16 protein-coding genes and 1 pseudogene are annotated in these 14,087 nt (G+C 67.7%); 5 read left to right on the plus strand and 12 right to left on the minus strand.

From position 1 onward, the window contains the following. Positions 1-216: 216 nt before the first annotated feature. On the plus strand, positions 217-615 hold the full coding sequence (locus tag ACWFRU_RS39860; RefSeq protein ID WP_453693350.1) for a hypothetical protein: 399 nt from the start codon (positions 217-219) through the stop codon (positions 613-615). Next, positions 615-1,151, plus strand: a complete 537-nt coding sequence (locus ACWFRU_RS39865) for an ATP-binding protein (RefSeq protein ID WP_453693352.1) — start codon at positions 615-617, stop codon at positions 1,149-1,151. Before ACWFRU_RS39860 ends, ACWFRU_RS39865 begins: the two co-directional genes overlap by 1 nt. Before the next feature lie 170 nt (positions 1,152-1,321). On the opposite strand, the pseudogene ACWFRU_RS39870 reads toward ACWFRU_RS39865, so the two are convergent. From ACWFRU_RS39870 to ACWFRU_RS39885, 4 genes and pseudogenes are all read right to left on the minus strand, one after another. Beyond that, positions 1,322-1,426, minus strand: a pseudogene (locus tag ACWFRU_RS39870) (transcriptional repressor LexA); the annotation flags it as partial. Between the two features lie 179 nt (positions 1,427-1,605). After that, positions 1,606-2,310 (minus strand): PE-PGRS family protein, encoded by a 705-nt coding sequence (locus tag ACWFRU_RS39875; protein WP_453693354.1) that lies wholly within the window; start codon positions 2,308-2,310, stop codon positions 1,606-1,608. An 867-nt stretch (positions 2,311-3,177) separates the two neighbouring features. Further along, positions 3,178-3,894 carry a hypothetical protein gene (locus tag ACWFRU_RS39880; RefSeq protein ID WP_453693356.1) on the minus strand — a complete coding sequence of 239 codons (717 nt, stop codon included), beginning with the start codon at positions 3,892-3,894 and terminating at the stop codon, positions 3,178-3,180. Positions 3,895-4,148: 254 nt separating this feature from the next. Next, complete coding sequence (locus ACWFRU_RS39885) at positions 4,149-4,367, minus strand: hypothetical protein (protein WP_453693358.1); 219 nt, start codon at positions 4,365-4,367, stop codon at positions 4,149-4,151. Positions 4,368-4,969: 602 nt separating this feature from the next. On the opposite strand from ACWFRU_RS39885, the gene ACWFRU_RS39890 reads away from it, so the two are divergent. Both ACWFRU_RS39890 and ACWFRU_RS39895 read left to right on the plus strand, forming a co-directional pair. Further along, entirely contained in the window at positions 4,970-5,737 is a 768-nt protein-coding gene (locus ACWFRU_RS39890) for a hypothetical protein (RefSeq protein ID WP_453693360.1), read from the plus strand. A 304-nt stretch (positions 5,738-6,041) separates the two neighbouring features. Continuing rightward, positions 6,042-6,512: a TipAS antibiotic-recognition domain-containing protein gene (locus tag ACWFRU_RS39895; protein WP_453693362.1), complete on the plus strand. Its 471-nt coding sequence runs from the start codon at positions 6,042-6,044 to the stop codon at positions 6,510-6,512. On the opposite strand, the gene ACWFRU_RS39900 is transcribed toward ACWFRU_RS39895, so the two are convergent. Beyond that, a complete protein-coding gene (locus tag ACWFRU_RS39900; RefSeq protein WP_453693364.1) occupies positions 6,397-7,017 on the minus strand; it encodes a single-stranded DNA-binding protein in 621 nt (206 codons plus the stop codon). The genes ACWFRU_RS39895 and ACWFRU_RS39900 overlap by 116 nt on opposite strands. A gap of 311 nt (positions 7,018-7,328) precedes the next feature. Further along, the gene (locus ACWFRU_RS39905) at positions 7,329-7,925 is read right to left on the minus strand and encodes a hypothetical protein (RefSeq protein ID WP_453693366.1); all 597 of its coding nucleotides are present in this window, start codon (positions 7,923-7,925) and stop codon (positions 7,329-7,331) included. A 117-nt stretch (positions 7,926-8,042) separates the two neighbouring features. On the opposite strand from ACWFRU_RS39905, the gene ACWFRU_RS39910 reads away from it, so the two are divergent. Then, entirely contained in the window at positions 8,043-8,183 is a 141-nt protein-coding gene (locus ACWFRU_RS39910) for a hypothetical protein (RefSeq protein ID WP_453693368.1), read from the plus strand. Positions 8,184-8,432: 249 nt separating this feature from the next. On the opposite strand, the gene ACWFRU_RS39915 is transcribed toward ACWFRU_RS39910, so the two are convergent. The 6 genes from ACWFRU_RS39915 to ACWFRU_RS39940 form a co-directional block, all read right to left on the minus strand. Further along, positions 8,433-9,299 (minus strand): hypothetical protein, encoded by an 867-nt coding sequence (locus tag ACWFRU_RS39915; protein WP_453693380.1) that lies wholly within the window; start codon positions 9,297-9,299, stop codon positions 8,433-8,435. Positions 9,300-9,840: 541 nt separating this feature from the next. Further along, the gene (locus tag ACWFRU_RS39920) at positions 9,841-11,058 is read right to left on the minus strand and encodes a DUF932 domain-containing protein (protein WP_453693370.1); all 1,218 of its coding nucleotides are present in this window, start codon (positions 11,056-11,058) and stop codon (positions 9,841-9,843) included. A gap of 497 nt (positions 11,059-11,555) precedes the next feature. Then, positions 11,556-12,158 carry a hypothetical protein gene (locus tag ACWFRU_RS39925; RefSeq protein ID WP_453693372.1) on the minus strand — a complete coding sequence of 201 codons (603 nt, stop codon included), beginning with the start codon at positions 12,156-12,158 and terminating at the stop codon, positions 11,556-11,558. A gap of 117 nt (positions 12,159-12,275) precedes the next feature. Then, complete coding sequence (locus tag ACWFRU_RS39930) at positions 12,276-12,407, minus strand: hypothetical protein (RefSeq protein ID WP_453693374.1); 132 nt, start codon at positions 12,405-12,407, stop codon at positions 12,276-12,278. Between the two features lie 50 nt (positions 12,408-12,457). Continuing rightward, positions 12,458-12,820 (minus strand): hypothetical protein, encoded by a 363-nt coding sequence (locus tag ACWFRU_RS39935; protein WP_453693376.1) that lies wholly within the window; start codon positions 12,818-12,820, stop codon positions 12,458-12,460. A gap of 85 nt (positions 12,821-12,905) precedes the next feature. Then, positions 12,906-13,277 carry a hypothetical protein gene (locus ACWFRU_RS39940; protein WP_453693378.1) on the minus strand — a complete coding sequence of 124 codons (372 nt, stop codon included), beginning with the start codon at positions 13,275-13,277 and terminating at the stop codon, positions 12,906-12,908. Between the last annotated feature and the right edge of the window lie 810 nt (positions 13,278-14,087).

A 14,087-nucleotide genomic window follows, 5' to 3' on the forward strand; every position in this document is an offset into this window, starting at 1 on the left:
ACAGGCCGTTTCCTGCGGCCGCAAGCGCCACCGGAACGGCACGTCGATCATCTGGGCCGAAGTCGTGGCCCGTCGGCGGGGCGGACCATGAGCCCCCGCAACCGGCTCGCGCATAGCACCCCGGCACTGCGCTTTGGGGCATGTGCCCAACAGCCCTCCTCCACACATGCTTTGGAGCTGAGCACGATGTCCAATACTCCCGCCTGTGCACCCACCGTGCCGATCACCACCCTGGTGGGCGCGATGCCCGATCATCCCCTTGCGGTGCTCTACGCCTGCCACAGCAACTCGGCGATAGCGGCCCGGGCTCTGGCGGATCTCCGCGATGTCGCCGATGCGCACCGCTGGCCGGTCGTTCACGAGGTGTACGACCTGGCGCCGCCCGCCGTCCCGCGCCGCCGGCGGATCGGCTGGTGCACGCTCGAGCAGCTGGTGCTGCGCGGCGCGACGAACACCGTTATTGCCCCGGCGGAGTGGGAGATCGCCTGGACGCAGAGCGAGCGGATAACGCTACAGGCGTGGCTGCGCGGCGTATCAAGCTGCGCCCTGTGCCCGCAGGGTAATCGCCGTGAGCCGGGCTGCCGCCCGGTGAGGCCTCTGGGGGTGCCGGCGTGATGCCTCCCGCAGCCCCAGGAAGCCACTCGGCCGGGCCGGACGCCTGCAGATCGCAGTCGTTGACCACACATCGGCGGCTGCCCGGGCATTCCGAGCGCACCCCGGGGCAGGCCCGTGCCTATGTCGGTGCGACCCTCGCCGACTGGGGTGTGGCCGAGACCGTCCGGGCGGACCTGCAGTTGATCGTCAGTGAGTTGGCCACCAACGCGGTGGCCTACACGCGCAGTTCCGAGATCACGGTCGAGATCATCCTCACTGACGACGAAGCCGCCGTCAGTGTCGGCGACCACGGCAACCACGGCCCCGATCGCCAACTCCACGCCCAGCTGGCGGCACCCGATGCCGAGCGCGGCCGCGGCTTGCTGATCGTCGAGGCCTTGGCCGACCGGTGGGACCAGAGCCGGGACGATGTTGGAGGCACGATCGTGAGAGCGGTTCTCACACTCCCTGGCCGCGAGCCGCTCTCCACGGCCCGGCAGCCCGAAGAGGCTTCCAAAGCCCTTCACGACCCTGCGTTTTCCGCCTCGCCGTGGTGAGCGATCGATGACAGACAGACGCCGAAACGGCGAAGGGCGGCTGACCGCTTCGCTCTCCCGTGGTCACGGGGTGGGACCGGCCGCGCCCGGAGGCGCTGCGGATGAGTAGCGTCGTGGTGTGAGGTGGTTGACGGCCGGGGACTGGAATCGCTGGTATGGGGGTGGTGGTGCATACAAGCCACGATGTCGCTGTTCTCGGCGACCGGCTGGCGGCCCACAGTCTCCCAGTCCCCGTCACAGGTGGCGGCCTTGAGCATCGAGTCACCGACGACCTGAAACCGACGGGTGCTCGGATTTTTGAGGCACTCTGGCGACGAACCCGAGGGGCATTGTGCCTGAACACCCAGCCCTGCACGTTAGGTTCGTCCCTCTCGACGGCACGACCCCAAGCTGACGGGTCAGAGCCATCGGCGCGATTCACTTCGTGAGGCTGGCGCCTTGTGCCGAGAACAGCTCACTGCAGGAGGGCTGCAACGGATGCGGGAAGAAGATCCCGCAGATCGGTGATCTGAACGTGGGCGGCGTGGGTCGCAGTGAACTGGGCGACGGACATGTTCGGCGTGCCGAAGACGGTGGTGAAGGTCCGCAGTGCGCCTGGGCTGCGGTTAAGGGCCCAGGCCGCGGTTGACGTACTGGAGGCCAGGAAGCGGCAGGGTTCGGGGCCGATCACGAAGAGCTGTGCCCGGCGGCCGGAGGTGTCGGCGGCGAGCATCACGAGGTCCTTGAAGGTCTGGCGCTTGCGCATGGTGTCCGCGCCGCGCCAACGAGCGAGCTTGAACTCCGCGATGCGCTGGTCTGTCTCCAGGTCGTACGGGCGGCTGGGGTCGTTGCCGGCGCCGAGGGAGGGGCGGACGGCGATGCGTTCTTCACCCTCGAGGATATGGGGCAGTACGAGGAGGATGCCGCAGGCGTGGATCAAGTCGTTGATCCGGCCCAGGCTCTCGCGGACCGTGAGTGCTGAGGCAAGCAGATCCGGCAGGACGTGGCTGTCCTCCGCGATCCGCATGACATTCATCCCGCCGACGCCCTCCAATCGGTGCTCCAGCGAGGCCAGGGCCTGGGTGAGCGGCTGGCGGCTCAGGAAGTCGGCGAGGACCCCCACGGCGGTGCTCAGCCGCTCTGCTTCTTCACGGTCCTGGTCGGCTGAGGAAGTCTCCATGCGGACAGTCTGTCTTCTCTCCCCGACCTGCAGACGGTGAATGACGCACACTCCTAGCCTGCCATTGGCATTGCGTGTATCCGACTGCCCGTGCCACCCAGTTGTAGCGCTCGCCGGTGCTGGTGTTCGGTGCGAAATTCTTGAACTCCACGCCGAAGGCAGGTTCTTCGTCGTGCCAGCCGTCAGGTTGCCGGGGGTCTCAACACCGCATCTATTCGAGTCTCTTCGCCGGTCCAGTAGCGGCCTGGAACCTGCTCCTCAACGCCTTGGACCTGGCCCTGGAGGTACTGCGTGCACAAGCCAGGGGCAACCGCCCGGTAATGGTGATCAGCCATCTACACGCTGAGGCCGAGGCCGTCGACGATGTGCTGTGGGGGAGGCGGACTACCGCCGGCTCATCCGCCCGCTGGCTCACATCAGCTGAGCGCGATGACATGGCACAAGAAGATCTCGTTGGCGGCCTGCACTCCCAGGCGTTCTAGCGACTGCGAAGCAGTTGGTGCAGAACTACGAGAACAGCCGCTCGGAACCGAAGTCGCCGCGTCTGGAGGCTGGCGCTGCTGACCGGCCTGGCGGCGAAATACCCGCCCACCACATCCCTGCGCCCCGGCTGGAGCCGGTCCCTCGGACGCTCACCGGCTCGGCCGATATCGTCCGCGTCCTCGAGGTCATCACCCCGCGCGGCTCCACGGCCGTCTCGGGACTGGAGCTGATGACGGCTCTGCGCCCGCCCGCGAAGGCCGTGCAGCACCCGACGAGCGGGAATTGGGTGTACGGCCTGAACCCGGGCTCGCTGGGGACGGAGCCGGGGGGTCGTGTTCGTGGGGCGGTGGGGTGGTGGGTGGAAGGCCCGCGCACCGGTGGGTGTTATTTCTTGGTTCGTTGGGCGGCCTGCTCGAGGATGCGTTGGCGTGTCCAGCGTCGGCGTCCGTTTTGGCGTCCGGCGTTCTCGGCGATCCCGTCCGTGGTCTGCAGCAGCGGGAGGTTGCCTTGGGCGAGGCTGCTGGAGAACGAGCCGACGCTTTTGTACCCCAGCAGGGCGGCCGCCTGGCTGGCCCCCAGCAGTTCGTCGGGATCGCCGTCGGCGGGAACGTCGGGAAGGGGCGGTGCCTGCGTGGCTCCGGCGCGCCGTCCGCGGCCGGGCCGGGTGGCCATCCACTCCTGCAGGGTCTGCGCCCTCCAGAGTTGCCGGCGGTAGGGGTTGTCGGCCGTGCCCTTTTCTTCGACCACGTCCGGTTGGGGGAAGTAGCCGGGGTGGTCGCGCACGAAGGTGGTGACCTGGTTGGAATTCTTGTAGCCGAGATACCTCGAGGCCTCGGCCGCGTTCAGCAGCGTCTGCGGGTCCAGTGAGGGCGGTGCGTGTTCAGCGAGCCGTGCCGGCGCCCGGTGGGCGAACCATTGGGTGACCTCCGCGTGGTCCCACAGGCGCGCGCGGCCGCGTTTGCCGACGGGCTCGGGGAAGGTCTGGCCGGCCGCGTTCTGGGTGCGCCCGGTGTAGAGGCCGCTGACCCTGGCGGGTGTCAGGCCCTGTTCGGCCGCGATCTCGGCGGCGTCGGCCAGGCGGGGCTCGCGGCGCGAGGTCATGGCGGAACCGTCCGTCCTGTCGGCTGTGAGCCGGCCACCCCGGCCTGCAAAGCAAATAATGGCAGGAGTTTCGGTCGGAGGTCCAGCCGGCGGCGCCCGTCTTCCCTTCTTCCCTGCCTGGTCGGCGGCCCGCGGCCTACTCTTCGGGGATCAGGCAGATGCCGCGGCGTGCGGCGTCTTCGGCCATCTCCGTGTAGGCCATGGCAGCTGACGTCATCTCCCATTCGGCCAGTGCCAGCAGCAGAATCACCTCGTCACGACCCTGAGCGGTCACAGGGCATACCGGTCTGCTCGGCGGCGGTCACCAAGACCGCGGTGGGCAGGTCGGCAAGACGTGCTGCCACATGCCGGTGCGGCTCCTCAAGTCCTTGCTGGTACAGCTCGTTCGCCCGGTGCAGGAGCAGCACCAGGTCCTCGCCGTGGCCGGCCGGTGCCGCCGCAGCGAGGTGGAGGATGCGGCTGGTCGCGCTCATCGGCATTGAGTATCCCCTGTGGGTGGGGGATGCCGCGTGATGGCCAGCCGCAGTCGTCGCACGTCGGGCGCGGCCGCTGTCGCGGGCCGGCTCTGGTTTCTTGCGGGAGGGGGGTTTTCCGAGGGACGGAGAGGCGCTGGAGGCGCGCCGCGATTGCAGCTGCTGAGGACGGACGGTGGCATGGTGCAGCTGGTCGGCTTTCAGATCCTGATCGGATCGTGTCGGGTTGCGGGGGATGGGGCCGGTGAGCGGGGTGGCCGACCCTGCTCTGCTCCCGCTCACGCCGGTTTCTGTTGCCGGGGCGTTGCGGAGCTCGAGGGCCGGTTTCAGTCAGCCCGGGGCAGCGGTGCTCCGGGGGCAGTGAGCGGAGCTTCGGCGTGCTGGTGCCCCTGTTCCTGCTCCTGGCGGGGGATTTTGCGCACCGCGTCCTCGCAAGCGCGCGGGTCCCGTCTTCCTGAGCGGTGGGCGGGTGAAGAACCTGCGTACTGGTTGGTGGCTGGGGGAGTTCCTCGACGCGGCTTCATCAGCGGAGATGGTCACGAACTGCGAGTGGTCTCAGTATGTTTGCTCCGAAAACGCCTCCGGTTCGGAAGGATCCTCGCATGACTCTCACCATGGCCTGGGTCAGGAAGGTCGGCGAGACGGAGGAGATGATCATCGCGAGTGACAGCCGGCTCAGGTCGCTGGGCGCCTGGGACGCGGCCCCGAAGATCATTCCGCTGCCGCGCGGGGATGCCGCGATCGCTTTTGCGGGAGAGACCGACTACGCCTACCCGATGATGATCCAGGTCATCAACTCCATCAACTTCTATGGCGCTGCGCTCAGTCGGCGGCAGCCGCTGGCGCAGCTCAAGGGGCATCTCATCCGTGTGATCAACTTGATGCTCGACCAGCTCAAGGACGTGCCGACCAAGTTGTGGGAAGCTCCGGCGGCCTTCTTCCTCCTGGCGGGCTACGACTGGACCACCAGCGAGTTCAAGATCTGGAAGCTGCACTTCGACAAGCACCTAGGCAGGTTCACCTTCAGCCCCGCCTCTCCATGGAGGGGTGAAGGACACGATGAGAAGGTGCTGTCGATCATCGGTGACGAGATCGGGGAAACGCGGGACGTTGTCCTGGAGAGCCTGCGCAGCCCGGACGGGGTTCGCTCGGGCGCGTTCGACATGGAACCCATGAGGGCGTTGGCCTTCATGGTCGACTCCGAGAGGTTCCACTCGATCGGCGGCCACATACAGATGGTCAAGGTCTATAAGGCTATGCAGTGCGTGCCGTTCGCCATCTCCCGCAACGGAACGAGATCGCTGCTGGGCCGCCCGTTGCTCGACTACGAGAAGTCCGAGTCCATCCCCACGCTGACGTTGGACTACTAGGGTCTGTCCGGCAGGTCAGGCTCCGGTGTCTGTCCCGCGGGGTTTGGGGCTTGCGCTTTCAGTCGCGGCAACTTCTACGGTCATGCATGTGGCCGGAGAGACCGGCCCGGCGAGGGAGGCACCGGCATGGCCTGGTCGATCGCTGAGGTGGCGCGGATGTCCAAGGTGACATCGCGGACGCTGCGGCACTACGACGACGGGAGCGGTGGCCGCAGGCGTGGGAGCAGTCCCGGCAGTCAGCCGAGGCGATGACCTGCGAGGGCAAGGAGCTCTGGCAGCGTGAGGTGAGGGCGCAGATGTCCGTATGGCGGAGTTCACGGTGGCCGCTACGCCGGTCTCCGACCCCTCGGTGCAGGCCGAGGCGGATGCCAACTACCAGCAGGTCTACCGGTTTTGGACGCCGCGCGCGGATGCGTATGAGGGAGTGGGCCCGACCTATGTCGACGACCCGCAGATGCGGGCAAGCTTCGACAAGATCGCCGTAGGACTCGCCGTCTACCAGCGCGATGCTATGACCGTGTACGCCGATGCCCGGCTGAGCGGTCCGTACGCGCCTAGGAATCGTGCGGCGGGTTTGGCGGTTGGGCTCGCTTTTGGGCGTTCGGCTGCGGTATTGGGCTCGAGCGGGCCGAGCGGCGCCGCCGTCGGGTCGAGCAGATTTATCGGGCGGTCGGAGGGAATGGTCCTGGCGAGGCCGGGCGGGGCGCAAACCCGGCTGGCGAGCCGGTGCCGGGCGGGGGCCGGCGGGCGGGGTGTTCGTGGGCGGACGCCGTGAAGGCCCGGGCTAGGTCTGGCTGGAGGTCTGTTTCTGTGTCCACCAGGGGGGTGGGGTCCGCGGTCGCCCGGCGGCCGGGCGGGACGAGGTGGTGGGCTGGGGCGTCGGGGGTGTGGTGGTGGGGTGGGCGGCGAGCGTAGTGGGCGGGGCGTCTGTGCAGGCTGATGCCGAGGTCGTCGATGGTCAGGTAGATGGAGTTGTTCCTGATCTCGGTGATGTGCCCTGTGGCCAGGACGTTGGTTCCGTCGGCGAGTGCCGTGGCGGCGTTGCGGGCCAGGTCCCGCCAGGCGGTGCAGATGTAGGGGATGGGGGTCTCGTCGCGCCATTTGTGTGTGGTGGCATCCCACTGGATGGGGGTCTCGTCGCGCCATTTGTGTGTGGTGGCATCCCACTGGATGGGGGTCTGGGTGAGGCGGAACCGGCAGACGGCAATGTCGTTTCGGGTGAGGCGGACTTCGACGTCGCCGGTGATGGTGCCGCTCACGTGTATGACGGACGGGGCCACGCGTACACCTCCTCACTGACATAATGGTGTTTCTTGTGGGTGGGTCGATCCGTCGCCGTTCTGGGCCATTGGGGGAAGTGACGGGCATGCAGGAACGTGGCTTCGGTCTGGTTTCGGTCCTGCGCAGCTGTGTCTGCGATTGCGGGTGGTGACCGTGAGCGGGAGCCGGTTGTGGTGCGAGCGCGGGCAGAGCCGTGATGCCCGGTGGGCCCTCGGCCGTGTGTCGTCACTTGGGCAAGCCCGTTTTGTCGGTGGCACGTTCGGTGCTGTTGGGCGTGCGGTGTGACGGGTGGGTGCCGGGTGCTGGGCTTCTAGCCGGTTGGCTGTGGCGGGGTGAGGTTGTCGAACACGGTGGTGTCTTCGATCTCGACCTGGATGGGAACTGAGCCGTCGGTCCGCGCCAGCTTCTCGTGGGTGGTGTCCAGGTGTATGGAGATCCGTACGGTGCGCAGGTCGGCGTCCAGGTAGGCGAATACGAGGATGCCGGCGAGCTCGATGCAGGGCAGGCCCTCGTGGTCGGGGTGTTCCTGTGGGTGGAAGACCGCTGAACTGTTCGCCTCCGCGCAGGCCTTGGCGTCCCAGAGGTCAAGGCCGAGGGGTGCCTGGGGGCGAGGGGAGAGGCTGGCGGGGTGCGATGTGTGGTCCTCGTCTGTGCAGCGCCTCTTTGTGCCGGTGTTGGGTAGCGGGTGGTGGGTGGAGAAGACGTAGTGGCCCAGTTGGCGCAGCATGCCGGCGGTGTCGTCCACGGCCGCGGGGGTGTGGTTGGTCTGCCTGGTGTATGCCTCGATCTCGTTGTTCCAGGTGAACCCCTGCGTGGTGAGGGCTTGTTCGGTGTGGGGTGTGTGGTCGTGGGGGGACTGCGGGGCGGCGACGAGTCCGTGGGCGGGGTCGGGTATGACGAGGTACATCGGGGCTTCCTTCCGTGCGGGTCGTTTTGGTGGGGGCGGTCCGCGGGCCGGGGTGGATGAGGGGGGTGGGTGACGGCGGCGGTGTGGTCGGTTTGCGGGGCGGTGAGGGCGGTGTGGATGGACGCCGGGGTCTTCGGGCTCGGGGCCGAGCCGGGGGAGTTGCGGGCGTGGATGGCGTCGGCCAGGTCGTTGTCGCGCATGGGCAGCGCGTATCGGCTGCGGCACAAGGCGGTCGCGCCGACGGGGCGGGCGCGGTGATGCGCGATGGGTTTTTGGTCGGTGGTGTCATGGTGGGGCGTTTGGCGGGCGGTGGGCGGCGGTGGCGCGCTCCCGGTGGTGGACCGGCGGGAGCGTGTGCGTGGACGTACGCGCCCGTAGGCCGCGGGTGCAGTGTTCGAGGCACGGCAACTGTTGGGGGCTAAGGGCTAAGGGCTAAGGGCTGAGGCCGTGGGGAGGTGGGCCGTGGCTCCTGGCGGGTGGGGTGCCAGGGCGACGGCCCGGGGGTGTTCAGTAGTGGTGGCCTGGTGTTGTGGTGTCTGGTCCGAGGTCGGGTGGTGTGCAGTAGTCGACGTCTGTCTCTGGGGGGAGGGGGTCGCCGGTGTCGGGGTCGGAGCGGTAGGCGTCGAAGACCTGTGCGGCGGTGAGGGGTTGGGGGTTTCCTGCGTGCAGTCGCCATCCGTAGACGCGGTCTGTGGCGCCTGGGGCGGTGGTGCGCATGATGAGTCCGCCGGGTAGGGCGGCGAGGCCGAGGGCGAGGACCGTGGTGAATTCCAGGGCTGCGGTGTCGCCGACGTGGGTGATGCCGTCGGTGTCGGTGTCCGCGTGCAGGACGGAGACCAGGGTTTCGGGTGTGGTCGAGACGCTGCATACCAGGTGGCTGTGGCCGGGTTCGGCGGTGTCGAGGATGCGCAGGAGGAGGTCTTGGGCGCGGGCGAGGGCTTCTTGGCCGACGTCTTTTCCGCAGGCGGCGCAGGCGCCGAGGCGGGTAAGGAGTGTGGAGGCGTAGTCCCAGGTGGCGTATCGGAGGGTTTCGTCGATCAGGTCGGGGATGAGGTCGGCCAGGGGCTGGCCGTCGTAGGGGATGGTCGGGCTTGTTGTGGCTATCTCGGCGGTGAAGCGGGTGCGGTTGGCCGGGCTGTCGGGGTCGAGGCTGTTCTCGGTGCAGAAGTCGGTGTATTCCTCGGGGTCGAAGAGGGCGAGCATGGTGTGCATGCTCTGTGAGGCGCGGGCGTTGAGGAGGTCTTGGATCTCTGTCAGGTAGGTCGCGTGGTCGTCAAAGGGGAAGCTGCGGTAGTGCCGCATGGCGTGGAAGTCGTGCTCATCGGCGAGGAGGCCGATGATGCCGGGGATCTCGCGGCGCAGGAGGCGGCGCATCGTCTGATCGGTATGGGCTGTGCTTCCTTCCTCGTGCGAGGGTTCGCCGCCGAGCTCGGGGGGCGGGGGTATGTCAGTCACGTGTATGCCTTTCTCGTGGGCGAGTTGAGGGGCCTGCTCGCAGCCGTCAGCCGTCAGCCGTCAGCCGTCAGCCGGGTATACGGTCCGCGTGCTGGTCTGTCGTCGGGGCTGTGTGGCGGAGGTGGGCGGTCGTCTCTGGGGGGAGGCGGCCCCTGCGCCTCGTATAGGGCGGGGGCGGTGGGGCGGTGGGCGCCGGAGGTGGTGGCCGCGCTGCGTCTGTGGGTGCAGCGGGTGTGGTGTTGGTGCGTGGTCGGCTCCGCTGGTGCCTCGCCTCGTGTCACCTTGCGGGGCGGGGCAGGGGCGGCCGGTAAGTGCGTTGCATGTTCGGTGAGCGGGCGGCAATGCGTGCTCCGCGCCGTGGGGGAGGTGGGCCCGTGCGGGCCGGGCTCGGGGAAGTTTCCCGGCCCGCACGGGGGTCTGTTGGCTCAGACCAGCGGTCCTTGGCCGGCGGTCTTGGGGCTCAGCGTGTGTGGAGCTGGAGCTGGAGCTGGAGCAGGCGCCGGTGTGCCTTGTTCTTGGTCTCGTCGTCGGCGCCTTCGAGTGCGGCTGTGGCGCGGGCGATTTCCTCGGTCATGGACTGCGGCGGGCGCCTGGGGGTGAGGTGATCGAGGTAGCCGGTGATGGCGCGCTCGGCCGCGTAGGCGGTGCGTCCGACGCGGTTGCTCTCAGAACGGAACACGTTGGTGAGGGCGTCCAGCCGGGTGGCGTGGTTGGTTCGCTTGCGGCCGGACGCGTCGTCTTCCAGGGGCCACAGGTCCGCGATGACCTGGTGGAAGTCGGCGATGGCGATGTCGGTGCGGGCGAGTGCGGTCTCTTCGTCGGCGAACTGCTCGAAGTAGCGGGAGGAGAGCCCCAGGGTGCGGCGGGCTTCTTTGATCTGGCTGGTGGCTCCTGCGGTGTGCCGGACGGCCCAGCGGGTGACGGCGTCACGGACGGCGAACCGTTCGGTGTTGGCGCAGACGGGGCGCCAGGGGGTGACGACGCACTGGAACTGGCCGTTGCCGGCGTGGTCGTTCATGACGGCGATGTAGGGGACCACGATGTCGTTGATGCCTGCGGCGTCCACGGTGAGCGTCTGCGGGAGGCGGATGGAGATGAATACGCGCTTTCCGCCGCGCAGGAGTCCGGCGGACTCCCACACCACGTCGTAGCGGCTGACCAGTTCCTGGAGGAAGACGAAGCCTGCCCGGTTCTGGATGGGGGTGTATCGGGAGCCGACTGCGCCCAGGGCGGCGCCGGTGTCGGTGCGCACGGTGTGCTGCTGGTCGGTGTGCTCGCGCCTCTCGCCCTGCCATTCGTAGAGGGCGGGCACGGTGGTGACCTCGAAGTCGAGCCCGGACAGGCGCAGGACCTCGTCGATGTCCGTGGTGCCGCCGGGGATGACCTGGCCGAGGCCGTGCCAGGCCGGAGAGGAGGTGTACAGGGAGATGGTGGCGTTGGGCTGCTCCTCGAGCCCGTGCTGGGAGGTGATCTGCTCGATCTGTCCTTCGGTGTTGCGTAAGACGGTGAATGTCTCGCCCCGGTCCCAGCCGGTGAGTACCTCGTAGCGGTCGTTGCCGATCATGCGGATCTCGCCTCGGTCCACACGGGCCTGGAAGGCGCGTTCTTGTTCGCGGACGGCGTCGACCTGTGCGGTCTTCTCGGCGGCGAACGCGCTGTTCACGTCGGTGAGAGTCACGATTCCCCTTCGGAGTCGGTGTCTGCGGGGCCGGTGGGCGGTGCCACCACCCCCGAACAAATCCAATAATAGTGTGTTTTGGTGAGGGGTGAACCCACCCCTGAACTGGCGGTTTTCGCCCGTCGGCGCCGCTGCCCTCCTGGGAGAGGGGGGGGCGGTGGGCTTGACCGTCAGAGCAGGCTGGGCAGGGGGCGGTGAGCGTCTGCCCAGCCTGAGCACCGGGGGTCCTGGTGCCCCTGCGTTCTCGGCCGCCGTCACCGGCCCCGCGGCTCGGCCGCGCGACATGCGGCACGCCACCCCGCCCCCGCCGGCGGGGAGGGCGCAGGCCGGGACGGGCGAGCCGTCGGAAAGCGAGTCTTGCCCGACCCGACCCGACCCGACCCGACCCGACCCGACCCGACCCGACCCGCCGCGCCCCGCCGCGCCCCGCCGTGGGGGCACGGGACGCGGCGGCTCGGTTTGCTGTTAGCTGGGCTTGGGCGGGTTGTGGCCCTCGGTCATGCCGGAGCCTCTCCGGCCTTCGCTGCCGTGGCGCTGTCCGGGCCTGTCAAGGCTTCATGGATCAGGGCGTCCAGGGCCTTGTCGATGCGCCGTGTGGCCTTGGTGTCCATGCGGCAGCAGCTTTCTTCGTTGATCCGCTCGAAGACTGCTTTCCTGGCCGGGCTCGGGGGAGTGGTGCCGGGCACGACTCCGGCGGCAATGGCCTGTTGCCTGAACTCGTCCCAGACACCGCAAAAGTCGTTCGCGTCCGCCAGATCGTCAAGCTCGTCGATCGTGGCGGGGAGGGCGGCGAGAATGCACCGGGCCTGTTCCCGGTAGGCGAGGGAGTTCTCAGCGATCCACTTCACCAGCGGATCCGCAGAAGCTTTGAGAGCCTCCCACGCGTCCGCCTGGACCACTGCGCATGTGTCGTAGGCCTTGTTGACCTCCTCGCTGTAGGCGCTGGCCTGGCGTCGCGCGTCCTCGCCGTAGCCGTGCCGATCCGGGTACTTCACACCAGCCGCGTCCTCGACAGCGTTGCGAGTCGATATGGCGGCTTCGAAGATCTCGACGTACTCCTTTACCTCCGGCAGCATCTGCCGGGCTGTCTGCTCTGCCATGTGCCGCATCCCCTTCGACGGTGGTTTCTGCGGGGCCGGAGGCGGGCTGCCACCCCCGAACAACTTCAATAATAGTGTGTTTGAGGGGTGGGTGAACCCACCCCTTGACCAGCACCTTCAGACCGACGGCGCGCGGAACTCGCACAGCGGCGTCACGCTCTGCCGCCGCACCTGCGTGACAGCGGGCACCGGTACACCGCCGATCACCTCGCACAGGTCGTAGCGGACGGTGTGAGCCGCTCCCTGCACTCCGGCCTCCGCCTTGATCGCCCGGACCCAGTAGAGGCCGTGACGCTGTGTCAGGCTCCCGTGATACCTGACCTTCTGCCACAGGACCGGTCCAGCATCCTGCGGGTCAAGCAGCTGAGCCACTGAGAGCGAAAGCTGATGTGCCACCCGCGCAGACAGCAGTTCCACAAACGCGCGGTCAACCGTCGCCCGGTCGACCGGAACATCGGCCACGGCTGGCCCGGTGTGGCCGGTGCGCACACCCATGGCCCAACCCAACTCGAAGAACGACCGGACCACGTCCAGCTGTTCGGGAGACACCCGCAAAGCCTCCGGGTCCCTCTCGCTGCGCGCCAACTCCCGCAGCGCGTAACCGGCTTGATCCACTTCGGCGTCCGTGAGCGGCGCTCCGGATTCCCGGCCCTTCCCTGCAATCCGCGTGTTCTCCATGGTGACCCTTCTCCTTTCGGTGTGACGAGTAGAACGGGGGCGCCTCAAACCCGGGCGCCCCCGTGCGGATTACTTCAAAAACCCGCTCGACCGGAGGAACTCAGACGTGATGAGCGCGATACCGTGCGGCCGGTAGATCTGCGGGAATCGCCGTAACTCAACCTCCATGCGCCCCGCCCTGTCCGGGTCGATGAATTCCTGAACCAGACGGTAAGGCTCCTCACCCGTCGGCATTTCCAGCACGACCGGACCGGCGGCCTTGGTCTCGAACCGAATTCCGGTGTAGTTCCGGTCCACGTTGTGAACGATTTTTACCCCTGCTCGCGTGCACTGGAGGGGCAGGAAGTCCGCGATGGTGCGGGCCTGGACTGCACGCCCGGTCATGGGCGCGTCCGCGCCGCGCACCCCGCGCACGATCCCGTCAGTGATCTGAAGTTCCATGTCTTTCCCCTTTGTTGGCCCCGTGCGGTTGTGGGGAGCACCTCCCCATAACTTCAAATAATAGTGTTTATATCGCTTGGGTGGTACCCCTGCCGCGTCATGGGTTGCGCTGGATGTTGCGCCATCGTGTTGCGGCAGAGGCTGCGCTACCTGTTGCGCGGGCGAACCGCCGGCCTCTGCGTTGCCCCAGGCCACCCCACCAAGTAAACCCGGCACGCCTGCTGACATCCCCTCTGCTGCCCCTGCTCCCGTGCCTGCTGCGTATGGTGGGTTGGGCGGCGGGCGTGGTCGGCGCGTGGCCTCGGGGATAGGTGTCAGCCTTACCGTCGTTGCGCGTCGCAGGACTCCGCACACGGGCCGATGCGGCCCTGGGGGAGGAGAAGGGCACCCCAGACCCCCGGCTAGCCGCGCGAGGGCCTCACCGCCCGGAGGGCGGCCTACAGACCCACCGTTGAGGGTTGGCCCGGAGGGCCAACCCTGTCCAGGTTTCCGGGAGTTGGCTTCTTTTCCCGGAAACCATGTATTTTCGTCTTTATCCTTTCCGGGAATGGAATTCCCGTCACAATACCCGGAGGGTATTGCTCCCACGAACCAATCAAATATGACAGACCGTCAACACACCCCCAAATACTGCGCATTGAGAATTCATGACGGAGTCAGGAATTCTTTTTCGACTGGAAGTCGAACAAGTTGACCGAATGGCCCGGAGGGCTATTCGGTCAACGCCCGCCCGGAGGGCGGCAATTCGCGCGGGGACGCGCGAAACGAAGAATCCGGAGGATTCGTAGTATTCGGCTGCCGGAGGCAGAG

This window comes from Streptomyces sp. NPDC055099 (assembly GCF_053607685.1).